The following is a 21,720-nucleotide window of genomic DNA, read 5'->3' as shown; positions in this document are numbered from 1 at the left end:
CCGGATCCCCGCGGGCGGCTGGGCCAACTCCCCCGGCAACGAGCCCGACCAGGCCACCGCCGACCGCCTGACCACCTTCAACCAGCACTACAGCGACATGCTGTACGCCCTCCAGGACGCCTGGGCCGACGGCGGGACCGCCGCGATCGGCCCCGCCATCACCCACATGGGCAAGATGCGCAGCACCGCCCAGCAGATCAACGGCATCAAGCTCCCCGCCGACCCCCGGTTCACCTACGGCCCGGAGTGGCTCTTCATCCAGCGCTGACCTGCAACCGGACAGTCCGAAGGCCGGTGCGGAGCCTCCGCACCGGCCTTCGACAGGCCTTCAACGAGCGTCGGCCGTTACTCGTTCGGCACGGTCGCGTACCGCGGCGTCCCCTCGGCCATCTGCCGCAGGGCGTCCTTGCGGTCCCGCTTCGACAGCTTGTCGATGTAGAGGGTGCCGTACAGGTGGTCCGTCTCGTGCAGCAGGCAGCGGGCGAAGAAGCCGGTGCCCTCGACCCGGATCGGCCGGCCGTCCTTGTCCACACCGGTCACCGCGGCGAAGTCCGGGCGCGCCAGCTCGGCGTAGGCGGTGGGCACCGACAGGCAGCCCTCGTTGCCGTCGTCCAGCACCCGGCGGCGGTCGGCCGGGTAGTCCTCCAGCTTCGGGTTGATCACGTGGCCGATGTGGCGCACGCCCTCGTCGTCCGGGCAGTCGTAGACGAAGACCTTGAGGTCCACACCGATCTGGTTGGCCGCCAGGCCCACGCCCTCGGCGGCGTACATCGACTGGAACATGTCGTCGATCAGGGCGGACAGCTCGCCGTCGAACGCGGTGACGTCCTTGACCTCGCGGTGCAGGACGGGGTTGCCGACCACGGTGATCGGGCGCGCGGTGCCCTTGGTGAGGTCCGGCTCCTCCCCGATCACCTTCGGGTTCGGGTTCTCGTCGTGCTCGTGCTGCTCGGCCTGCTCCGCCATGTCTTCCGCTTCCATAGGTCTACGCGTACCTCACCAGGGTACTCAGCAGACTTCTTCGAGATCCCGGTACGCCCGCGATCCCGGGGAGGCCGCCGCCCAGCGGTCCAGCAGGGCCCGCACCAGGTGGGCCGGCGCCGCGATCCCGCACTCCCGCTCCACCAGCCAGGACATCCCGGCCGCGCCGCCCTGACTGAGGTGGCTCAGGTGCCCGGGGTGGGCGGCGTCGCCGTCGTCGTGCGGATCGTGGTGGGCGGTGTGCCCGTCGTCGGCGGCCATCCGGCTCTCCGAGCAGGCCCGGCAGAGCAACCGCACCGACGACGTCCAGTCCTCCGCCGCATAGCCCGCGTCCGCGACCAGCCGCTCCAGTGCGTCCCGGTCCGCCGCCGTCGCGGCCTGCAGCAGGACGACGTACGTCGGCACCGGGGACGGCGCCCACAGCTCGATCTCGTCGAACACCGGGTAGGCCACTCCGTCGGTGACCCGCTCGCCGTGCGGGGCTCCGTCGTGCAGCACGACCTCCCCCCAGCGTCTGCCGGAGGACGGCAGCGGGATCGACAGCACCTCGATCCGGGCCGGATCCAGCCGCCGGCCCCAGACCACCTCGGACTCGCCGTCCGGGGAGAGCCGCACCGGCGTCGTCCCGAGGTCCAGGCTCACCGGCCCGTCCGGCTGCCCACCGGGGCCGCCCGGTAGCCGCAGGCCGTACGCCTGCCAGGCCCGCCGGGCCAGCGGCCAGTCCTGCAGCGCCGTCGCCGTGATGCCCAGATTCCACCAGTCGGGGGCGCCCTGCTCGCGGTCCAGCAACGCCACCGCGCGCAGCCCGGCCGCCCGCGCCTGCTCCCAGTCCCGGCGGAACTTGTGCAGCAGCGCGAGGTTGAACCAGGAGTCCGACAGCCACGGCTCCAGGTCGGCCGCCATCACCAGCAGTGCGCCCGCATCCTCGTACCGGCCGTCGCCGATCAGCGTGAAAGCCCGGTCGGTCGTCTGCCGCCAGGTGGCGGACGGCCGGTGCCGTGCCCGGTGGAAGATCCTCACGTTCGTCCCTGCCGTCGTCGTCCGCTCAAGTCCCGTATCCGCTCCCGCGTCACGGGCCCGGTACCCCGGGTCGGTGTTCCACGCTACGACCGCATCCAACCACGCCCGCCGCCGCCCGCGCTCCCCACCGTCGTGGTTGCCCCCGCCGCCGGCGCCCGCCCCTACCCAGCCTGCCCGCCCCACCGCCGTGCCTCAACCCCAGCGGGCCCGCCCGGCGAACCGCCGCGTACGGGCCCCGCGCTAACCGCGGACCCGGACGAGGGCGTCCACCACCCGGGCGTCGTAGACCCGGCCCCGGCCCAGCCGCAGCGTCTCCAGCACCTCCAGTCGCCCCACCGCCTCGCCCACCCCGCGCCCGCGCGCCGCCGTCAGCAGGTCGTCGTGCGCGTTGGCCACCCGGATGATCCGGGCCGCCAGCGGCACCTCGCCGTCCGCGGCGGCCGGGCCGCCCTGCCAGGGGTCGGCCAGCCGGGCCACCTGCTCGGCCACCTTCCGCGGCACCCCCGTCCGCATGATCACCTCGCTGCCGAGGCGGGCGATCCGGCGCTGCTCCTCGTCCGGGAGCAGTGCCGTCGCGCCGTCCGGCACCGGCTCGACGAGAGACAGCTGCCCCACGTCGTGCATCAGCGCCGCGTACTCCAAGAGGGCGAGCTCACGGGTGCCCAGACCCAGCTCGCGCCCGATCGCGCACGCGGTGTCGGCCACCCGGCGGGCGTGCCCGGGCGGGGTGTAGCCGGCCACCTCGGTGGCCCGGGCCAGGCTGGCGATGGTCTGCCCGGTGGTGGCCCGGACGGCGGCGGCCCGGCGGAACGACACCTGGGCCAGCAGCAGCGGTGCGCAGAACAACGGCAGCGCCCAGAGCCCGACCTCGCCGGCGGCCAGGCTGACCAGCAGCCCGGTCGCGGCGATCGCCGTGCCGATCCCGAACAGCGAGCGCAGCTCGTCCTCCAGCGCCGCCGGGAACCGCAGTCCGCTCCGCGCTCGCCGCAGCAGCGCGGCCAGGCTGGCGTCGCAGAGTGCGGCGAGCGCGGCCACCAGGGTCAGGAAGACCCCGTACACCGGCCCGTCCGCGGAGAACCGGTCCACCGCACCGCTGGTGTAGAGCGGCTGGAAGATCGCCGCCGCGAAGCCGGCCCCGAGCAGCCGCCGGGCCGCGCCGTCCAGGCGGACCTGGTCCCGCCAGGGCGCCTGCCGGTGCCGACGGGCGCCGTGCGGCAGGAGCAGGGCCGGCAGCAGCGCGAGCAGCAGGCCCGCCCCGGTCACGGCGACCGCCTGGAACACGCCGTGCCCGGTCGGCAGCCCCCGCAGCGGCCCCAGCAGGGCGTACGCCAGCGCGCCGGCCGCCCCGATCGGCGCCTGCTCCCGGTCGCCCGGCAGGGTGATCCGGACGCATTCGCCGAGCGCGATCAGCACCGTGAAGGCCAGCGCCACCCCGGGCTCGGCCACCCCGCGCACCGCGACCACCCCGAAGGCCATGGCCAGCAGTGCGAGCGCCGCGCCGTGCACCGCCGCCACCCCGCCGTACGCCGCCCCGGGGAGCAGCCCGCCGGCGGCCCGCCGGGACGGCCTCCGGGCGCCACCGGTCGCCGCGATCACGACGGCCCGGCCGTCGGGACGCTGCCGCCCTGCGCGGGCACCCGGCGCGGGGCCGCCCGGGCCGGCTCGGGGACTCCGAGCGGGATGTCCGGAACCGCCTTGATGCAGTCGCCGGACGGTGGCAGCACCGGCTGCCAGTCGTGCTCCGCGAGCGCGTCGACCAGTGCCCGGACCATCACCGGGTCGAACTGGCTGCCCGCGCAGCGCTCCAGCTCGGCCACGGCCTCGGCCACCGGCCGGCCGCGGCGGTAGGAGCGGGTGGACGTCATCGAGTCGAAGGCGTCGGCGACCGAGATGATCCGGGCGAACTCCGGGATCTGCTCCCCCACCAGCCCGCTCGGGTAGCCCCGGCCGTCCACCCGCTCGTGGTGGTGCAGGATGCCGGCGTGCGCCTCGCCGAGGAAGGCGATCCCGCGGACCAGCTCGTAGCCGTGCACCGGGTGCACCTCGACCGCCCGCCGCTCGGCGTCGGTCAGGGGACCGTTTCTTCGCAGCAGCTCGGTGGCGACGCCCAGCTTCCCGACGTCGTGCAGGATCCCGGCGTACCGCAGGGTGCGCAGCCGTTCGGCCTCCATGCCGAGCTGATCGGCGATCAGCACGGCCGCCCTGCCGACCCGCTCGCTGTGGCCGCGGGTGTAGGCGTCCTTGATCTCGACGGCCTGCACCAGCGCCTGGACGGTGGCCTGGTGGGCGTCGCGCTCGCGGTGGCCCTGGGCGAACACCCAGGCCGAGATGGAGAGCGGCAGCAGCGCCAGCAGCGCCGCGAACGCGCCGTACGGGCCCTGCCAGAGCACCGCGACCATCAGCCCGCCGGCCGCGTGCACCAGCACCGGCAGACCGATCGCGGTGGCCGGCCCGCTCAGCAGCACGGTCGGCCGCCGGCCCTCGGCGAGCACCAGCATGCCGCTCACCAGGGCGCTGTTGACCAGGCAGAACGCACCGAGAGCGGCGCACCCGGGGAGCAGCGCGGCCGGGAACCGGGAGCCGAGCAGCAGCTGCGGCCCGGAGAGCAGGTGGAAGACGGTCGAGGAGGCGAAGGCGGAGAGCCCGAGCTGCGCACCGTTCCAGACCCGCCGCCCGCGGTCGGAGTCGGCGTAGCCGAGCAGGGCCGGCGGCACCGCGACCAGCGCGGCGGCGGCCGGCGGCAGCATCAGCACCCCGGCGAACAGCACCGGGAAGAAGGCGTTGGCGCAGGGCCGGGCCGGCGGCCGGTCGGCCAGCGGCGCGCGGCGCAGCAGCACCCGGACCAGTCGCAGGCAGGGCGTGGTCAGCCCCTGGGCGAGCGACTCCCAGCAGCCGTGCAGGAAGGAGAGCAGCCCGACCTTGGGCCAGTCGACGGGGTGGCCGAGCCAGCGCGGCACGCCGAGCGGTCCCGGCACGGGCAGCAGCGGCAGCAGGCAGCAGAGCGCCGCGACCGGAACGGCCACGAGGTAACCCACCGCGCCCCGCGGCAGGTCCGCCTCTCCCCTGTCGGTAGCGATCTCGACCTCCCCGCGTCCTGGCCCGCTCGGCGCTCGGCCCGCCGGGGCCCGACGGTGAGTGCCCGTCAGGAGGATAGGCCGCCGTCCCGGCGTGGGGACGCATGATCACGGAATGCCGCAGTTGGCGCACCGCCAACTCACTCGAACGAGTGACGGCGCACGCAAGCAGCAAGGGGGCGGCCCCGGAGCACACGCTCCGGGGCCGCCTGATCCGTTCCTTCGGCCGCCCGCACGCACGGGCGGCGCGGGCTCACTCCGCCGGGGCACCCGCCTCGACCGGGGTGCCCGGCCGGGCCTGGTCGCCGGCCGGCTCGCCAGCGGTGTCCCGGGCCTCGCGGCCCGGACCGGTCCCGCGCCCCGGACCGGCTTCGCCGTGGAGCTCTGCCGTCGGCTCGACGGAGACCGCCACCGCCTGGCCGGAGCGCTGCCCGGCCCGGATCGAGTCGATCCTGGCCAGCACCTTCCCGCGCAGATCGGCCGGGGTGTCGTCGCACCCGCAGCAGCGCTTGATCAACGCCTTGATCGCCTGCTCCAGGCCGTACTTCTCCAGGCACGGCGAGCACTCCTCGAAGTGCACGCGCAACTTGGCGTAGTCACCCTCGGCCATCTCGTTGTCGAGGAATTCGTAGAGGTGGTCGAGGACCTCGCCACACTCGGTGTCGTGCGGATCGCCGCAGCTCATGAGCCCGAGCCCTTCGCTTCCTGCCCTGCCCCGCTGCCGGCCGGGACCAGCCCGCGCTCGCGGGCGTAATCCTCCAACATGCCGCGCAGCTGACGGCGGCCGCGGTGCAGTCGGGACATCACCGTACCGATGGGAGTACCCATGATGTCCGCGATCTCCTTGTACGCAAAGCCCTCTACGTCCGCGAGGTACACGGCGATGCGGAACTCCTCCGGGATGGCCTGGAGGGCGTCCTTCACATCGCTGTCCGGGAGGTGTTCGAGCGCCTGGGTCTCCGCCGAGCGCAGACCGGTCGACATGTGCGACTCGGCCCGGGCCAGCTGCCAGTCCTCGATCTCCTCGGCGGCGGTGCGCTGGGGCTCCCGCTGCTTCTTGCGGTACGAGTTGATGAACGTGTTGGTGAGGATGCGGTACAGCCAGGCCTTGAGGTTGGTGCCCTCACGGAACTGGTGGAACGACGCGTACGCCTTCGCGAACGCCTCCTGGAGGAGGTCCTCCGCGTCGGCCGGGTTGCGCGTCATCCGCAGCGCGGCGGAGTACATCGGGTCCAGGTAGCCCAGGGCGTCGCGCTCGAAGCGCTCCCGCCGGGCCTCCTCGGACTCCTCCGCCGACACCCGGAAGGTGTCCTCACCGATCGCCTCGGCCAGCTCCTCACCGGTGAGCGCCTCGCCCGTGGGCAGGCCCTCCTCCGGGCCCCGGCCCGGCTCGGTCTCGTGCTCGGTCCCGACGACCGGACCCACCTCCTCGGCATGGCGCAGACCGCCCGGTGCGGGCTGCCCCGAGAGGGAGGATATCGGGCTCACGGGCTTCTCGCCCGCGACAAGCCACTCCGACCACGAGGGGGCGAAGGCCGTGGCGGCCTCGCGCTCCTCCGGCCGCTCGGGGCACGCGATCGAACCCATCTGTGCTGCCTTCCACCGGGACTCAAGCTGACGAGCTTGTCAACCATGCGAATCGCGCCCGCATTCCCGCCCCCGGCCGGGTATTCACTCGGGCGGGTGAGCGGACGGCGACCGCCCGTTCCCACCGGCCGGCGCGGGCCGATCGGCGCACTCCGGCGCTCAGAGCAGGCCGAGCACCCAGTCGCCGACCGCCTCGGTGATCAGCGCCAGCACCTCGTCCTGCCCCATCGGCGCCCGCTTCGGCACCTCGAACCCGTGGCTGCCGTACGGCACCGCCACCAGCTCGTGCCCGGCCGGCAGCGCCGGGAACTCCTCCGGGCCGCCGAACGGGTCCGCCGTGCTCTGCACCACCAGCGTCGGCAGCCCCGACTCCAGCAGCTCCTCCGCCCTGCTCTTCTCGGGCTTGCCCGGCGGGTGCAGCGGGAACGCCAGCGCCACCACGCCGACCGCACCGGTGGCCGCACCCGTCCGACAGGCCACCCGGGCGCCTGCGCTGCGTCCGCCGACCACCAGCGGCAGGCCCTGCGCGGCCAGCCGCTCGGCGACCGGGGCCCAGCCGGTGTCCAGCGTCTTCGGCGCCGGCCCGAGTCGCTTCCCGGCCACCCGCCAGGGCTGCTCGACCAGCGCCACCGAGATCCCCCGCGGTGGCAGCGCCTCGGCCAGAGCGACCAGGTCGCGCGCGCCGATCCCCCCGCCGGCGCCGTGCCCGAGCGCCAGCAGCGCCTCGGGGGCGGCCGCCGGGCGGAGGGTGATCCGGGCGTCCCCGGCCGGCGTCGGAACGAGTTCGGTGGTCATCGCGCGCGGGCTCCAGAAAGAGGGGAGGAAGGGGAGAAGGGACAAGGGGTCAGAAGAGCGTCGTCTCGAACTCGGCCTCGTCCCAGGGCCGGGTCAGTTCGGGACCGTTGTTGCGGATGCTGCCGACCGCCGGCGAGACCGGGGTGGCCAGCAGGGCGCCGGGCGGCGGGGGTATCAGCAGCCGGCGCAGCTCGTCCGGGTCGCTCTGCCCCGGGTCCAGCCAGTCGTCGACCGACTCGCGGTCCAGGAAGAGCGGCATCCGCTCGTGGATCGGGGCGAGCAGCTCCTCCGCCTCGGTGGTGACCACGGTGAACGTCACCAGCCAGGCCTCCGGGTGGCCGGCCGGCACCGCCCGGTTGCGCCAGAATTCGTACAGCCCGGCCAGCGCCAGCGGGCTGCCGTCGGCCCGGGAGACGAAGAACGGCTTCTTCCTCGGCTTGCCGCGCTCGCCCGGCACCGTCTGCCACTCGTAGTAGCCGTCGACCGGGACGATGCACCGGCGGGAGGCGAACGCCTGCCGGTACGAGGGCTTCTCGTGCACCGTGTCGGCGCGGGCGTTGATCATCTTCACCGCGGTCTCGGGCGACTTCGCCCAGGCCGGCACCAGGCCCCAGCGCAGCACCCGCAGCTGCCGCACCGGTGCCGACTCGCCCTTGGGCACCCGGTCCAGCACCACGAAGGCGCTCTCGGTGGGGGCGACGTTCCAACTGGGGGCCAGCGTCTCGGCCGGGTCCCACTGCCGGACGCCGAAGAGCTCGACGATGTCCTCGGGCTTGCTGCTCGAGGCGAAGCGACCGCACATGGCGTCAGCTTGCCACGCCCACCACTCTCACCGATTCCTCATTCCACGGAACGAACCGCCGTCTCCCGCCCGGCCGTCCCCGCATGGGAGGCTGCCACCCCGGCCGCCGACCCCGGCCGGGTGAACGGAGGCGGAGGACGGACATGGACGCACAGAGCATCGGCACGCTGTGGGACCGGGTCACCGGTGCCCAGCCCGCCCCTCCCGGCTGGCTCGTCCTCGCCACCGGCGCCGCCGCCCTGCTCGCGGTGGCCCTCCGGCCGGTCTGGCGGGTGACCCGCAACGCGGTCACCATCGCCCACGAGGGCGGCCACGGCCTCGCCGCCCTCCTCACCGGCCGCACGCTGGCCGGCATCCGGCTGCACTCCGACACCTCGGGCCTCACCCTCTCCTACGGCCAGGCCACCGGCCCCGGCATGGTGGTGACCGCCGCCGCCGGCTACATCGCCCCGGCCCTGCTGGGGCTCGGCTGCGCCGCCCTGCTCGCCGCCGACCGGATCGTCCTGCTGCTCTGGCTGACCATCGCGCTGCTGCTGGCCCTGCTGGTGCGGATCCGCAACGCCTTCGGCTTCCTCTCCGTCGTCCTGGCCGGCGCCGCGTTCTTCCTGGTCTCCTGGTTCGGCACCCCCGAGGTCCAGGCCGGCTTCGCCTACCTCGGCAGCTGGTTCCTGCTGTTCGGCGCCGTCCGGCCGGTGCTGGAGCTGCAGCACCAGCGCCGCCACGACCAGGGCGGCGACTCCGACGCCGACCAGCTGGCCCGGCTCACCGGCGTTCCGGGCCTCGCCTGGGTCATCCTCTTCCTCGTCACCGCGCTCGTCTGCCTGGCCGTCGGCGCGCACTGGCTCCTCCCCGACGGCCCGGCGTCGTTCTGAGCGCGCCCTCCCGCCCCGGGCTGCCCGGAGACGAGCGGGCGGGTCCACCATCCCGCCATCCGGCCGCCGAGGGGACAGTTCCGGTACGGCCCCTAAACTTGCCCCATGACCGAGACCCTGTGGCCCGCCCCCGTCGCGACCACCCCCGTTGACGCCACCGTCACCATCCCCGGCTCCAAGTCGGTCACCAACCGGGCCCTGGTGCTGGCGGCACTCGCCGACGAGCCCGGCTGGGTGCGGCGCCCGCTGCGCAGCCGCGACTCCCAGCTGATGGCCGACGGCCTGCGCGCCCTCGGCGTCGGCATCGAGGAGCAGGTCAACAACGACACCGGCGGCACCGGTGGCGGCGAGGCCTGGCGGGTCATCCCCGCCCCGGCGCTGCGCGGCCCGGCCTCGATCGACGTCGGCAACGCCGGCACCGTCATGCGCTTCCTCCCGCCGCTCGCCGTCCTCGCCGACGGCCCGGTGCACTTCGACGGCGACCCGCGCAGCTACGAGCGCCCCCAGCACGGCGTGATCAACGCCCTGCGCGCGCTCGGCGCCCGGATCGACGACGGCGGCCGCGGCGCGTTCCCGCTCACCGTGCACGGCACCGGCGCGCTGGACGGCGGCCCGGTCGAGCTGGACGCCTCGTCCTCCTCGCAGTTCGTCTCGGCGCTGCTGCTCTCCGGCGCCCGCTACAACAACGGCGTCGAGGTCCGACACGTCGGCGGCCCGGTCCCGTCGCTGCCGCACATCCGGATGACGGTCGAGATGCTGCGCCTGGCCGGCGTCCAGGTCGACGCGCCCGAGGACGGCGGCGAGAAGGACGTCTGGCGGGTCACCCCCGGCGCCCTGATCGGCCGCGACGTGGTCGTCGAGCCCGACCTCTCCAACGCCGCGCCGTTCTTCGCCGCCGCCCTGGTCACCGGCGGCCGCGTCACCGTCCGCGACTGGCCGAAGCACACCACCCAGCCCGGCGACCAGCTGCGCGAGATCTACAGCCGGATGGGCGGCGTCTGCGAGTTCACCGACGAGGGCCTGCAGTTCACCGGCACCGGCCGGATCCACGGCATCGAGGCCGACCTGCACGACGTCGGCGAGCTGACCCCGGTGATCGCCGCGGTCGCGGCGCTGGCCGACTCCGAGTCCCACCTCTACGGCATCGCCCACCTGCGGCTGCACGAGACGGACCGGCTGGCCGCGCTCGCCAAGGAGATCAACGACCTGGGCGGCGACGTCACCGAGACCGAGGACGGTCTGCGGATCCGCCCGCGCCCGCTGCACGGGGGCGTCTTCCACACCTACGAGGACCACCGGCTGGCCACCGCGGCCGCGGTGATCGGCCTGGCCGTCGAGGGCGTCCGGGTCGAGAACGTCGCGACCACCGCCAAGACCCTGCCGGACTTCCCCAAGATGTGGGACGAGCTGCTCACCGGGGCAGTGGCGGGCGGCTGAGCGGGAGACTGGGTACATGCGCCGCTACGGCAAGGACGCCGACGAGGACGACATCCGCAACCGCCCCGCGCGCCGGGGCTCCCGGCCGCGGACCCGGATCCGCCCCAAGCACGAGGACGCGGCCGAGGCGATGGTGCTCACCGTCGACCGCGGCCGGCTGACCTGCCTGGTGGACGCCGGGACGAAGCAGGAACGCGAGATCGTCGCCATGAAGGCCCGGGAGCTGGGCCGCAAGGGCGTCGTGGTGGGTGACGTCGTCAACATCGTCGGCGACCTCTCCGGGGACGCCGACACGCTGGCCCGGATCGTCCGGGTCGAGGAACGCAGCTCGGTCCTGCGGCGCACCGCGGACGACGACGACCCGTACGAGCGGATCGTCGTCGCCAACGCCGAGCAGCTGGCCATCGTCACCGCCCTGGCGGACCCCGAGCCCCGGCCCCGGCTGATCGACCGCTGCCTGGTGGCCGCGTACGACGCCGGGATGGAGCCGCTGCTCGTCCTCACCAAGTCGGACCTCGCACCGGCGGCCCCGCTGCTGGAGGCGTACGCGCCGCTGGGCATCACCTACGTGGTGACCCGGCGGGACGAGCTCGCCACCACCGGGGCGGAGGCGGTGCGCGCGTACCTGCGCGGCCGCTCCACGGTGTTCATCGGGCACTCCGGCGTCGGGAAGACCACCCTGGTCAACGCGCTGGTGCCGGAGCGGCAGCGGACCACCGGGCACGTCAACGCGGTGACCGGCCGCGGCCGGCACACCACCGTCTCGGCGCTGGCGCTTCGGCTGCCCCCGCCCCCGGGTGCCAAGCCGGGCTCGAAGAAGGCGCTCGACCCGGGCTGGGTGATCGACACCCCGGGCTTCCGCTCCTTCGGCCTCTCGCACATCGACCCGTCCCGGGTCATCCACGCCTTCCCCGACCTGGAGCCCGGCACCGTCGACTGCCCGCGTGCGTGCAGCCACGACGAGCCGGACTGCGCACTGGACGCCTGGGTCGCGGACGGGCACGCCGAGCCGGCCCGGCTCTACTCGCTGCGCCGGCTGCTGGCCAGCAAGGAGACCCGCGAGGGCGACTGACCGCCCGTCGGCACCCGCGTTTTCGCGTGTTCGAGGTGTCGGACCGCCCCGGCCTGGCGATCATAGGAAAGTCGGGCCGGGTCGCGGTCCGGCCCGTCGATCGACAGGGAGAGACGTGATGGCATGGGCCCTGGTGATCCTGGCCGGCCTGCTGGAGACCGGCTTCGCGATCAACCTCAAGCTCAGCGAGGGCTTCACCAAGCTCTGGCCCACCGTCAGCTTCTGCGTCTTCGCCCTCAGCAGCTTCGGCCTGCTGACGCTCTCCCTGAGGAGCCTGCCGGTCGGCCCGGCCTACGCGGTCTGGACCGGGATCGGCGCGGCCGGCACCGCGATCTACGGCATGGTGTTCCTGGACGAGTCCACCTCGGTGCTCAAGCTGGTCTCGATCTCCCTGGTGATCGCCGGCGTGATCGGCCTCCAACTCAGCGGCTCGCACTGATCGCCACTCCATCGGGGGGCAGGGCCGTCCGCTCCGCGAGCCCGACTGTCCCGATCCGGGTGGGCTCGCTAGGGTCTTGGACATGGCCGACTACCACGACGACCTCCGACTCGCCCACGTCCTCGCCGACTCGGCGGACTCGGTCACGCTGGAGCGATTCCGCGCGCTCGACCTGAAGGTCGAGACCAAGCCCGACCTCACCCCCGTCAGCGACGCGGACAAGGCCGCCGAGGAGCTGGTCCGCGGGGTGCTGCAGCGTGCCCGGCCGCGCGACGCGGTGCTCGGCGAGGAGTTCGGCCTGCAGGGCTCGGGCCCGCGCCGCTGGGTGATCGACCCGATCGACGGCACCAAGAACTACATCCGCGGTGTGCCGGTCTGGGCCACCCTGATCGCCCTGCTGGAGGACGGCCCCGACGGCGTGGAGCGCCCGGTGGTCGGCATCGTCTCCGCCCCGGCGCTGAACCGCCGCTGGTGGGCCGCCAAGGACCTCGGCGCCTTCGCCGGCCGCAGTCTGGCCAAGGCCGGCCGGATCCAGGTCTCCGGCGTCTCCCGGATCGAGGACGCCTCGTTCTCCTACTCCTCGCTCTCCGGCTGGGAGGAGCGGGGCCGGCTCGACCCCTTCCTGGACCTCACCCGGTCCTGCTGGCGTACCCGGGCCTACGGCGACTTCTGGTCCTACATGATGGTCGCCGAGGGCGCGGTGGACATCGCCGCCGAGCCCGAGCTCTCGCTCTGGGACATGGCCGCCAACTGCATCATCGTCGAGGAGGCCGGCGGCCGCTTCACCGGCCTGGACGGCGTCCCGGGCCCGGGCGGCGCCGACGCCGTCGCCACCAACGGCCTGCTCCACGACGAGACCCTGCGCCGCCTGAGCGTCTGAGCCACCTCCCCGGAGGCGAGTGGGCGAACCCCGCCCCGAGCCGAAGGGGCGCGCCGGTGCCGAAAGCGAGGAGCGACAAGCGAGGCACGAGCGCCGGAGCGACGACCGTCGGCACCGGGTCCGAGCGCCCCGGAGGCGAGTGGGCGAACCCCGCCCCGAGCCGAAGGGGCGCGCCGGTGCCGAAAGCGAGGAGCGACAAGCGAGGCACGAGCGCCGGAGCGACGACCGTCGGCACCGGGTCCGAGCGCCCCGCAGGCGAGCGGGCGAACCCCGCCCCGAGCCGAAGGGGCGCGCCGGTGCCGAAAGCGAGGAGCGACAAGCGAGGCACGAGCGCCGGAGCGACGACCGTCGGCACCGGGTCCGAGCGCCCCGGAGGCGAGTGGGCGAATAGTGGTGCGGGCCCGTTCCGGCCAGCTTTCTGGTCGGAACGGGCCCGCTGCTCATCGGGGTGCTACTGCTGCTTGCGCAGCTCCCGCACCGCCGCCTCCAGCCGCTGCCCGTAGTCGGCGTCGGCCTTGCGGAAGTTCTCGATCGCACGCTCGACGATGTCGTCGCGGTCGGCCGAGACCTTGGCGATGAAGCCGGCCAGGTTGGCGATCAGCCGCTGCTTCTCCTCCTCGGAGAACAGCCGGTAGAGGTTGCCGGCCTGCACGAAGTCGTTGTCCTCGGCGTGCGAGGGGGCCTCGTGGTTGCCGGTGGCGCCGGTGACCGGGACGGGCGCCCAGAGCGGACGGCCGGTCTGCACCGGGCCGCCGAAGCTGTTCGGCTCGTAGTTCTTCTGGCGGCCGTGGCGGCCGTCGTACAGGTGGCCGTCGCGGCTGTTGTTGCGGGCCTCGGTGGCGTGCGGGCGGTTCACCGGCAGGTGGTCGGCGTTGATGCCGACGCGGTAGCGGTGGGCGTCCGCGTACGCGAAGAGCCGGCCCTGCAGCATCTTGTCCGGGGACGGGCCGATGCCGGGCACGAAGTGCGCCGGGGAGAAGATCGACTGCTCGACCTCGGCGAAGATGTTGTCGGGGTTGCGGTTCAGCTCCAGCTTGCCGATCTCGATCGGCGGGTAGTCCGCGTGCGGCCAGACCTTGGTCAGGTCGAACGGGTTGAAGCGGTAGTTCGCCGCGTCCGCCGCCGGCATGATCTGGACCTGCACCGTCCAGCTCGGGAACTCGCCGCGCTCGATCGCCTCGCGCAGGTCGCGCTGGTGGCTGTCCGGGTCCTCGCCGGCGAGCTTGTTGGCCTCTTCCTGGGTCAGGTTCCTGATGCCCTGGTCGGTCTTGAAGTGGTACTTCACCCAGAAGTACTCGCCGGCCTCGTTCTGCCACTGGTAGGTGTGCGAGCCGTAGCCGTTGAGGTGGCGGTAGCTGGCAGGGATGCCGCGGTCGCCGAACAGCCAGGTCACCTGGTGGGTGGACTCGGGCGACAGGCCCCAGAAGTCCCAGACGTTGTCCGCCTCCTGGGAGCCGGTGTACGGGTCCCGCTTCTGGGTGTGGATGAAGTCCGGGAACTTGGTGGCGTCCTTGATGAAGAACACCGGGGTGTTGTTGCCGACGAGGTCGTAGTTGCCCTCCTCGGTGTAGAACTTCAGCGCGAAGCCGCGCGGGTCGCGGACGGCGTCGGCCGAGCCGAGGTTGCCGGCCACGGTGGAGAACCGCAGGAAGGTCTCGGTCTCCTTGCCGACCTCGGAGAGGAACGCCGCCCGGGTGTAGGCGGTGACGTCGGCGGTGACCGTGAAGGTCCCGTACGCGGCGGCGCCGCGGGCGTGCACGACGCGCTCCGGGATGCGCTCGCGGTTGAAGTGCGCCAGCTTCTCGAACAGCTGCTGGTCCTGGATGAGCGCCGGACCGCCGATCCCCGCGGTCTCGGTGTTCTGGTTGTCGGCGACGGGGGCACCCGCCTCCGTGGTGAGGATGGGGCGCAGCTCGTCCTGGGTGGTCATAAGAGGGTGCCTCCGCGTGATCCGCGTGATCCGGTCGTGACAGACTCGATCCTAACTTGGACTTTGTCTAAGTCAACACTGGAACCAATCTCGGAGCGTCACTTACCCTGTAGCCATGACTGACCTGCTGGAACGACTTCGCGGACGTGGGTGGCGGCTGACCTCGCAGCGCCGGGTCGTGGCCGAGGTCCTGAACGGTGAACACGTGCACCTCACCGCGGACGAGGTGCACGCCCGCGCCGTGGAGCGGCTGCCCGAGATCAGCCGCGCGACGGTCTACAACACGCTCGGCGAGCTGGTCTGCCTCGGCGAGGTCCTGGAGGTCGCCACCGACGGCCGGGCCAAGCGGTACGACCCCAACGCGCACCACGCCCACCAGCACCTGGTCTGCTCCGGCTGCGGCGCGATCCGCGACGTCCACCCGCAGGGCGACCCGCTGGCCGCGCTGCCCGACTCCGAGCGGTTCGGCTTCGCCGTCTCCGGAGCCGAGATCACCTACCGCGGGCTCTGCCCGGACTGTACGAACAGACCCTGATGCCCCGGGCGCCCGCGCGCCCCGACCCCCGACCGCCCGCTCGGCGACCGCCCGTCAGGCGCTCAGCTCGGCGTGCAGCGCACCCAGCAGCCGGCCGGCGCGCTCGGCGACCTCCGCCGGACCGTAGTCCGCGGCCCGGCGGCACCAGTTCTCCGCCTGCACCGGCTCGCCCCGGCGCAACGCCAGCAGCGCGAGCCGCAGCGCCGCCCGGCCGTGGCCCGCGTCGGCGGCCCGGGTGTACCAGAGCATCGCCTCGGCCTCGCTGTCCTGCCGGGCCAGCAGCAGGCCCAGGTTGAAGGCCGCGCTGCGGCTGCCCGCCTCGGCGGCCCGCCGGTACCAGCTCTCCGCGATCTCCAGCGCCCCGCGCTCCGCCGCCCGGACGCCCATCCGCACCTGCGCCCGGCGGTGCCCCGCGTCGGCCGCCACGGCGTACCAGTGCTCGGCCTCCTCGTCCGCGTCGCCGCGCCGGTCCAGCACCGAGGCCAACCGGAACGCCCCCTCGGCCGAGCCGCCGGCCGCCGCCTGCCGGTAGCGCTCCAGTGCGCCCGCCAGGTTGCCGCGCTGCTCCTGGACGACCGCGAGCTGCAGCGCCGCTTCGCCGTGGCCCTCGGCCGCGGCCCGCGCGTACCACTCCTGCGCCTGCCGGTGCTCGCCGCGCCCGGCGTGCAGGACGCCGAGGTTGAAGGCGCCGTCCACGCTTCCGGCCTCGGCGGCCTTGGAGAACCACGGCTCGGCGCCGGACTCGTCCCCGCGCTGGAGCAGCACCACGGCCAGCGCGTTGCAGGCCTCCCGGTGCCCGGCGTACGCGGCGCGGCGGTACCACTGCTCGGCCTGCTGGTCGCGGCCGGCGCCGGCGCAGAGCAGACCCAGGTTGAAGGCGCCGTTCTGGTCGCCGGCGTCCAGCGCGCTGCGGTACCAGCGTTCGGCCTCGGCGTCCTCGCCGCGGGAGGCGTGCAGCGCGCCCAGGGCGTTGGCGGCGTTGCCGTCGCCGGCCTCGGCGGCCTCCTGCCACCACTCGGCGGCGGTGGCGAGGTCCCCGGCGTCGCGCAGCAGGAAGCCCAGCGCGCAGGCCGCGCGCGGCTCGCCGTTCTGCGCCGACTGCCGGTACCAGCGGGCGGCCTCGTCGAGCAGCGACTGGTCGGTCCGGGCCCGCTCCTCCAGCAGCACGCCGAGCCGCAGCGCGGCGCGGGCGTGGCTGCGCGCGGCGGCGGTGCGGTACCAGGTCTCGGCGGTCTCCTTGTCCCCGGCGGCCTCGCGCATCCGGGCCAGCCGGTAGGCGGCCTCCCGGTGCCCCGCGTCCGCGGACACCTTGAACCAGCGTTCGGCGCGCACGTCCCGCCGGTGCTCCATCAGGTCGCCCAGGGCGTAGGCGCCCAGCGGGTGGCCGTGGTCGGCGGCGAAGTGCAGCCAGTACTCGGCGGCCTCCTCCTCGCCCTGGTCCCGCAGCTGCAGGCCGAGTGCGTGGGCGGCGGGCGCGCTGCCGGCCACCGCCGCCTGCCGCCACCACTGCGCGGCCTCGGCCCGGTGCCCCTGCTGGTGGAGCAGCACGCCGAGGTTGTTGGCCGCGGCGCGCAGCCCGGCCGCGGCGGCGCTGCGCAGGTAGGGCTCGGCGTCCTCCAGGTCGCCGCGGCGCAGCAGCAGCGTGCCCAGCCGGCTGGCGGCCTCCGGGTCGCCGTCGTCGGCGGCCTGACGGTGCCGGGCCTCCAGGGCGGCCTGCTCGCGTGCGGCCAGCGCGGTCTCGAAGCTGGTGGAGTCGATCCCGTCCGGGCCGGCCGCGTCCGCGCCGTCGGCCGGCTCGGTCATCGCGCCGTACGGGCCGATGGACGCGGTGAAGTGACGGGCCGAGACGTGCACCAGGCTGTCGGGGCCGTAGCCGCTCGGCCGGCGCTCGGACAGTCCGCTGGTGCGCTGCGCGGGCAGGGCGCCGGGGTGGTTCTCGGGGCTCTCCGCCCAGGCGTCGGTGTCCGCCTCGGTGGCCGCAGCGGGCTTGGCTCCTGGTCCGTTCCTGCCGATCAGCCTCATGCCGACTCCCGCTCCCCCAGAGTGTCGCGGCAGCATCCCCCAGCCTGCGGCCGGCGGGATCCCGAGGCGACGTGCCCGAACCGACGGCCGGTCAGCGGCCGTGCAACGTCCCCCATGTGTCCCATCGTCGCATCACCCGCAACCCGCGTACACCTGCCCCGGCCGAATTCGGCGGGGCGGACCCGAAGCCGACGGAATTGCTTCGGCGCTTTGTCGATTTCCCGACACTTCGGTCCCACAAACCCCGATGCCGGCGTCGTTGGCGACGGTCGATAGTACCGGAGCGGGCCCACACTCCCCCCGGTGACGACACGGGGGAACGCCGAAGGCCCGGAGGAGATCCTCCGGGCCTTCGTGCTACTGAGTAGCGGGGACAGGATTTGAACCTGCGACCTCTGGGTTATGAGCCCAGCGAGCTACCGAGCTGCTCCACCCCGCGTCGGTGGTTAAACCATAGCACGGGTGCGAGGTGGAACAGGAATCGGTTGTCGCTGCTCAGGGGCTCGCGGTCGGCGTGCCCGTCGGGGCCGGAGCCGGCGTGCCCGCCGGGGCGGAGCTCGGCGCGGCGCTCGGCGTGCCCGACGGGGTCGCAGCCGACGGCGTCGCCGAGGGGGCGAGGCCGGCCTTCTGCTGGGCCGCGGCCAGTGCCCTGGCCGCCTCGCTCTGCGCCTTCTGCGCCTGGCCGAGGGCCACCCAGTCCCCCGCCTTGGCGGCGTTGTCGGCGTCGTTCTGCGCCTTCAGCACGTCCGCGATCGCCTTCTGCAGCTCGGGCGTGACCGGGATCCCCGGTGTCGGGGTGGTGGGCGTGGTCGGGGTGCCGGGCGTGGTCGGGGTGGTCGGCGTGGTCGTGCCCGGCGCCGTGGGCGTGACCGGAGCCCCGGTCACCGCACCGCCGAGCACCTTGGCCAGTGCCTTCTCCAGGTTGTCCTCGACCGCGACCACCGCGTTCTCGTTGCCGTAGGTCGCCAGCACCTTCTTCAGCACCGGCACCTTGGCGCTGCGGCCGATCAGGTAGACCGGCTCGACGTTGAGCAGGCCTCCGCCGACCGGCAGGGTCAGCAGGTTGCCGTACTCGATGTCGGAGTCGGTACCGGTCTTCAGCAGGGTGAGCTGGTTGGCTACCAGCGGGTCCGAGTTGAACTTCGCCTGGACCTGCTTCGCCCCGAGCGCCCGGGAGTCGGTCTCCATCTTGGCGATCCGGATCTTCCCGTAGTCCGGCCCCGGGTCGGCGCTGACCGACATGAAGGCGGCCAGGTTGTCGCGCCCGCTCGGCGTGAACGAGGTGGTGAGCGAGAAGCTCGCGGCCTTGGCGTCGGGCATCCGGACCGTCAGGTAGTACGGCGGCTGGACCTCGTTGGTGTTGGTGGTCGGGTCCGCCGGCACCTGCCAGATGTCGGTGCCGTTGAAGAAGCCGCCGGCGTCGGTCATGTGGTACTCGGCGAGCAGGTCGCGCTGCACCTTGAACATGTCCTGCGGGTACCGCAGGTGCGGCATCAGCGTGTCCGGGATCTCGGCCTTCGCCTTGACGGTGTCCGGGAACGCCTTCATCCAGGTCTTCAGCACCGGGTCTGTCTCTTATACACATCTCATCCCGAGGTCCATCGCCAGGTGGACCACCACGTCCACACCGGCCAGCCGCTCGGCCACCGCGGGGTCGCGAACGTCGAGGATGCGCCACTGCACGCCCGGCACCTCGCCCCGGCGGTCGTCGACCGCGAGGACCTTCTTCACTCCCGGCGAGGCCACCAGGCGGGCCGCGACGCGCTCGCCGAGCACCCCGGCGGCACCCGTGACGGCCACGGTCAGCGGCCTGCCGCCGTAGGCTGGAGGCGGCGACGCCGTGGTGTCCGGGGCGTCCTCTCCTCCGGTCAGCCCAGAGCGAACGTCCGAAGGCGGGGAACTCACCGGCCATCCTCCACGGTTAGCTTATGTGCGTACGTACGTGTGTCACGTACGTCCATCCTGCCCGAGGCGGAGGCCCGGCGGTGCACCCGGCGCGGGTCAGCCGCACCGGGAGCCGCCCACCGGCCGCGAGTCCCCCCGCTCCGCCGACCGCCCCGGGCCCGCAGACCCACCGCCACCACCCGCATGACGGCCGACCGGATCGAGGACCCCCGTGAGCGACCTTCCCTTCGGATTCGGCGTTCCGCCAGAGGAGCCCGAGGACGGCAAGGCCAAGCCCGAGGACGCCAAGGGCGGGCCCGGCGACGAGCAGAAGAAGGAGCAGGGCGGCCCGCAGCCGTTCGGCTTCGCCGGCGGGAACCCGTTCGGCGCGCTGTTCGGGATGGGCATGCCCGGCGGCCCTGGCACGCCGGGTGCCCCCGGTGGCGCCGACAACCCGTTCGCGGCGATGTTCGGCGGCCTCAACCCCAACGACCTCGGCGCAGCGTTCCAGCAGCTCGGGCAGATGCTCTCGTTCGAGGGCGGCCCGGTGAACTGGGACCTCGCCAAGGACATCGCCCGGCAGACCGTGGTGGCCGAGCCCGCCGAGGGCAAGAGCAAGGACCGGTCGGTGAGCGCGGCCGAGCGCTCCGCCGTCGACGAGTCGCTGCGCCTGGCCGACCTCTGGCTCGACGGCGCCACCGAGTTCCCCTCCGGCGCCGGCACCGCCGTCGCCTGGAGCCGCGCCGAGTGGATCGAGGCCACCCTCCCGGTCTGGAAGGACCTCGTCGACCCGGTCGCCGAGCGGGTGGGCAACGCCATGGGCGGCGTGCTGCCCGAGGAGATGCAGGCGATGGCCGGCCCGCTGATGGGCGTCATGCGCTCCATGGGCGGCGCCATGTTCGGCACCCAGATCGGCCAGGCGCTCGGCGCGCTCGCCGCCGAGGTGGTCGGCTCGACCGACGTCGGCCTCCCGCTCGCCCCGACCGGCCGGGCCGCGCTGCTCCCGCAGAACATCGCCGAGTTCGGCGAGGGCCTGAACGTCCCCGCCGACGAGGTCCGCCTCTACCTCGCCCTGCGCGAGGCCGCCCACCAGCGCCTCTTCGCGCACGTGCCGTGGCTGCGCGCCCACCTGTTCGGCGCCGTCGAGGCCTACGCCCGCGGCATCAAGGTCGACACCTCCCGGATGGAGGAGCTGGTCGGCCAGCTCGACCCGAGCAACCCGGAGGCGCTCCAGGAGGCACTGGCCGGCGGCCTGCTCCAGCCCGAGGACACCCCCGAGCAGAAGGCCGCGCTGGCCCGGCTGGAGACCGCCCTGGCCCTGGTCGAGGGCTGGGTCGACGCGGTCGTCCACGCCGCCGCCGAGCCGCACCTGCCGCAGTCCGCGGCGCTGCGCGAGACCGTCCGCCGCCGCCGCGCGGCCGGTGGACCGGCCGAGCAGACCTTCGCCACCCTGGTCGGTCTGGAGCTGCGCCCGCGCCGGCTGCGCGACGCCTCCCGGCTCTGGGCGCTGCTCGCCGACGCCCGGGGCATCGAGGGCCGCGACGACCTCTGGCAGCACCCCGACATGCTCCCCACCGCCGCCGACCTGGACGACCCGGACGCCTTCGTGCACCGGGACGCCGCCGACGGCCTGGAGGGCGGCCTCGACTTCTCCGCGATCGACAAGCTGCTCGGCGAGGCCGCCGCGGGCGGCGCGCCGGGTGCCTCGAAGCCGGCCGAGCCGGGCACCGGGAAGCCCGACCTGCAGAAGAAGGACGACGAGGACGAGAAGGGCGAGCCCACCGCATGACGCTCACCGAGACGGGCTCCTCCGCCCTGCACGCGGACGCCGTCGCCACCCTGGACCGCTGGCGCCCGGCCGACCCCGAGCAGGAGCTGCTGCGCCGGGACTACCTCGCCCACCTCGCCGAGCAGCCCGAGGGCCTGTTCCGCTCCTGCCTGCCCGCGCACATCACCGCGAGCGCCGCGGTCGTCGACCCGGCCACCGGACGCGTGCTGCTCACGCTGCACCCCAAGGTCGGCCGGTGGCTGCAGATGGGTGGCCACTGCGAGCCGGGCGACCGCGACCTGGCCTCGGCCGCGCTGCGCGAGGCCACCGAGGAGTCGGGCATCCCGGACCTCGGGCTGCTGACCGTGGACGGCCTGCCGGTGCCGGCCAAGCTCGACCGGCACCAGGTCCGCTGCACCGGCAAGGACCAGCCGGAGAACACCCACCTGGACGTCCAGTACATCGCGGTCGCCCCGCCCGGGGCGCAGGCGCTGATCAGCGAGGAGTCGCTGGACCTGCGCTGGTTCGACTACGACCGCCTGCCCGAGCTGACCGACCACTCGGTGCGCGACCTGGTGGCGCGGGCCCGGAAGCTGACCGGCTGACGCCGGGGCGCGGCACG

The 21,720-nt window shown here is 74.0% G+C and carries 20 protein-coding genes, 1 tRNA gene and 1 pseudogene; 9 read left to right on the top strand and 13 right to left on the bottom strand.

The window, feature by feature from the left end:
- A pseudogene (locus tag MCM47_RS33675) lies at positions 1-268 on the top strand (hypothetical protein); the annotation flags it as partial.
- A gap of 77 nt (positions 269-345) precedes the next feature.
- On the opposite strand, the gene def reads toward MCM47_RS33675, so the two are convergent.
- The 8 genes from def to MCM47_RS33635 all read right to left on the bottom strand — a co-directional run bounded on the left by def (position 346) and on the right by MCM47_RS33635 (position 8,259).
- On the bottom strand, positions 346-981 hold the full coding sequence (gene def, locus MCM47_RS33670; RefSeq protein WP_238950262.1) for a peptide deformylase: 636 nt from the start codon (positions 979-981) through the stop codon (positions 346-348).
- Between the two features lie 27 nt (positions 982-1,008).
- The gene (locus MCM47_RS33665) at positions 1,009-2,001 is read right to left on the bottom strand and encodes a hypothetical protein (RefSeq protein WP_238950260.1); all 993 of its coding nucleotides are present in this window, start codon (positions 1,999-2,001) and stop codon (positions 1,009-1,011) included.
- 240 nt (positions 2,002-2,241) lie between these two features.
- Positions 2,242-3,543 carry an HD-GYP domain-containing protein gene (locus MCM47_RS33660; protein ID WP_374209258.1) on the bottom strand — a complete coding sequence of 434 codons (1,302 nt, stop codon included), beginning with the start codon at positions 3,541-3,543 and terminating at the stop codon, positions 2,242-2,244.
- A gap of 50 nt (positions 3,544-3,593) precedes the next feature.
- On the bottom strand, positions 3,594-5,024 hold the full coding sequence (locus MCM47_RS33655; protein WP_238950250.1) for an HD-GYP domain-containing protein: 1,431 nt from the start codon (positions 5,022-5,024) through the stop codon (positions 3,594-3,596).
- Between the two features lie 304 nt (positions 5,025-5,328).
- On the bottom strand, positions 5,329-5,760 hold the full coding sequence (gene rsrA, locus MCM47_RS33650; protein WP_238950247.1) for a mycothiol system anti-sigma-R factor: 432 nt from the start codon (positions 5,758-5,760) through the stop codon (positions 5,329-5,331).
- Entirely contained in the window at positions 5,757-6,500 is a 744-nt protein-coding gene (locus MCM47_RS33645; RefSeq protein WP_308222560.1) for a sigma-70 family RNA polymerase sigma factor, read from the bottom strand. The genes rsrA and MCM47_RS33645 overlap by 4 nt, the downstream gene beginning before the upstream one ends.
- A 321-nt stretch (positions 6,501-6,821) precedes the next feature.
- Positions 6,822-7,457, bottom strand: coding sequence for an alpha/beta family hydrolase (locus MCM47_RS33640; protein WP_238950243.1), 636 nt, complete (start codon positions 7,455-7,457; stop codon positions 6,822-6,824).
- Between the two features lie 49 nt (positions 7,458-7,506).
- Positions 7,507-8,259, bottom strand: a complete 753-nt coding sequence (locus MCM47_RS33635; protein WP_238950241.1) for an SOS response-associated peptidase — start codon at positions 8,257-8,259, stop codon at positions 7,507-7,509.
- Between the two features lie 143 nt (positions 8,260-8,402).
- On the opposite strand from MCM47_RS33635, the gene MCM47_RS33630 reads away from it, so the two are divergent.
- The 5 genes from MCM47_RS33630 to hisN all read left to right on the top strand — a co-directional run bounded on the left by MCM47_RS33630 (position 8,403) and on the right by hisN (position 12,959).
- Complete coding sequence (locus MCM47_RS33630; RefSeq protein WP_238950225.1) at positions 8,403-9,131, top strand: M50 family metallopeptidase; 729 nt, start codon at positions 8,403-8,405, stop codon at positions 9,129-9,131.
- Between the two features lie 105 nt (positions 9,132-9,236).
- Positions 9,237-10,568, top strand: coding sequence for a 3-phosphoshikimate 1-carboxyvinyltransferase (gene aroA, locus MCM47_RS33625; protein ID WP_238950223.1), 1,332 nt, complete (start codon positions 9,237-9,239; stop codon positions 10,566-10,568).
- 16 nt (positions 10,569-10,584) lie between these two features.
- On the top strand, positions 10,585-11,640 hold the full coding sequence (gene rsgA, locus MCM47_RS33620; RefSeq protein WP_238950220.1) for a ribosome small subunit-dependent GTPase A: 1,056 nt from the start codon (positions 10,585-10,587) through the stop codon (positions 11,638-11,640).
- 118 nt (positions 11,641-11,758) lie between these two features.
- A complete protein-coding gene (locus MCM47_RS33615) occupies positions 11,759-12,079 on the top strand; it encodes a multidrug efflux SMR transporter (RefSeq protein WP_238950218.1) in 321 nt (106 codons plus the stop codon).
- 82 nt (positions 12,080-12,161) lie between these two features.
- Positions 12,162-12,959, top strand: a complete 798-nt coding sequence (hisN, locus tag MCM47_RS33610) for a histidinol-phosphatase (protein WP_238950216.1) — start codon at positions 12,162-12,164, stop codon at positions 12,957-12,959.
- A gap of 451 nt (positions 12,960-13,410) precedes the next feature.
- Here hisN and MCM47_RS33605 read toward each other — a convergent pair whose 3' ends face one another.
- Entirely contained in the window at positions 13,411-14,889 is a 1,479-nt protein-coding gene (locus MCM47_RS33605; protein WP_238950206.1) for a catalase, read from the bottom strand.
- Positions 14,890-15,004: 115 nt separating this feature from the next.
- Here MCM47_RS33605 and MCM47_RS33600 point away from each other — a divergent pair, with 115 nt between their 5' ends.
- Positions 15,005-15,424 (top strand): Fur family transcriptional regulator, encoded by a 420-nt coding sequence (locus MCM47_RS33600; protein WP_238950204.1) that lies wholly within the window; start codon positions 15,005-15,007, stop codon positions 15,422-15,424.
- 54 nt (positions 15,425-15,478) lie between these two features.
- On the opposite strand, the gene MCM47_RS33595 is transcribed toward MCM47_RS33600, so the two are convergent.
- From MCM47_RS33595 to MCM47_RS33580, 4 genes are all read right to left on the bottom strand, one after another.
- Positions 15,479-17,227 carry a tetratricopeptide repeat protein gene (locus MCM47_RS33595; protein WP_374209257.1) on the bottom strand — a complete coding sequence of 583 codons (1,749 nt, stop codon included), beginning with the start codon at positions 17,225-17,227 and terminating at the stop codon, positions 15,479-15,481.
- Positions 17,228-17,811: 584 nt separating this feature from the next.
- Positions 17,812-17,885 (bottom strand) — tRNA-Met (locus tag MCM47_RS33590).
- A 56-nt stretch (positions 17,886-17,941) separates the two neighbouring features.
- Positions 17,942-19,009: a UPF0182 family protein gene (locus MCM47_RS42740; protein ID WP_308222555.1), complete on the bottom strand. Its 1,068-nt coding sequence runs from the start codon at positions 19,007-19,009 to the stop codon at positions 17,942-17,944.
- A 12-nt stretch (positions 19,010-19,021) separates the two neighbouring features.
- A complete protein-coding gene (locus MCM47_RS33580; RefSeq protein ID WP_374209254.1) occupies positions 19,022-19,246 on the bottom strand; it encodes an NAD-dependent epimerase/dehydratase family protein in 225 nt (74 codons plus the stop codon).
- 316 nt (positions 19,247-19,562) lie between these two features.
- Here MCM47_RS33580 and MCM47_RS33575 point away from each other — a divergent pair, with 316 nt between their 5' ends.
- Both MCM47_RS33575 and MCM47_RS33570 read left to right on the top strand, forming a co-directional pair.
- A complete protein-coding gene (locus MCM47_RS33575) occupies positions 19,563-21,119 on the top strand; it encodes a zinc-dependent metalloprotease (RefSeq protein ID WP_238950200.1) in 1,557 nt (518 codons plus the stop codon).
- A complete protein-coding gene (locus tag MCM47_RS33570; protein ID WP_238950198.1) occupies positions 21,116-21,703 on the top strand; it encodes an NUDIX hydrolase in 588 nt (195 codons plus the stop codon). The genes MCM47_RS33575 and MCM47_RS33570 overlap by 4 nt, the downstream gene beginning before the upstream one ends.
- The last annotated feature ends 17 nt before the right edge of the window (positions 21,704-21,720 follow it).

The organism is Kitasatospora sp. A2-31 (genome assembly GCF_022288725.1).
Lineage (GTDB): Bacteria > Actinomycetota > Actinomycetes > Streptomycetales > Streptomycetaceae > Kitasatospora.
This window is presented reverse-complemented; position numbering and strand designations above follow the sequence as displayed.

Bases quoted from the DNA above. Each gene is read 5' to 3' on its own strand.
- MCM47_RS33640 (WP_238950243.1), bottom strand. From the start codon at position 7,457: ATGACCACCGAACTCGTTCCGACGCCGGCCGGGGACGCCCGGATCACC.
- MCM47_RS33600 (WP_238950204.1), top strand. From the start codon at position 15,005: ATGACTGACCTGCTGGAACGACTTCGCGGACGTGGGTGGCGGCTGACC.
- aroA (WP_238950223.1), top strand. From the start codon at position 9,237: ATGACCGAGACCCTGTGGCCCGCCCCCGTCGCGACCACCCCCGTTGAC.
- hisN (WP_238950216.1), top strand. From the start codon at position 12,162: ATGGCCGACTACCACGACGACCTCCGACTCGCCCACGTCCTCGCCGAC.
- MCM47_RS33615 (WP_238950218.1), top strand. From the start codon at position 11,759: ATGGCATGGGCCCTGGTGATCCTGGCCGGCCTGCTGGAGACCGGCTTC.
- MCM47_RS33595 (WP_374209257.1), bottom strand. From the start codon at position 17,227: ATGACCGAGCCGGCCGACGGCGCGGACGCGGCCGGCCCGGACGGGATC.
- MCM47_RS33630 (WP_238950225.1), top strand. From the start codon at position 8,403: ATGGACGCACAGAGCATCGGCACGCTGTGGGACCGGGTCACCGGTGCC.
- MCM47_RS33570 (WP_238950198.1), top strand. From the start codon at position 21,116: ATGACGCTCACCGAGACGGGCTCCTCCGCCCTGCACGCGGACGCCGTC.
- MCM47_RS33635 (WP_238950241.1), bottom strand. From the start codon at position 8,259: ATGTGCGGTCGCTTCGCCTCGAGCAGCAAGCCCGAGGACATCGTCGAG.
- rsrA (WP_238950247.1), bottom strand. From the start codon at position 5,760: ATGAGCTGCGGCGATCCGCACGACACCGAGTGTGGCGAGGTCCTCGAC.
- def (WP_238950262.1), bottom strand. From the start codon at position 981: ATGGAAGCGGAAGACATGGCGGAGCAGGCCGAGCAGCACGAGCACGAC.
- MCM47_RS33605 (WP_238950206.1), bottom strand. From the start codon at position 14,889: ATGACCACCCAGGACGAGCTGCGCCCCATCCTCACCACGGAGGCGGGT.
- rsgA (WP_238950220.1), top strand. From the start codon at position 10,585: ATGCGCCGCTACGGCAAGGACGCCGACGAGGACGACATCCGCAACCGC.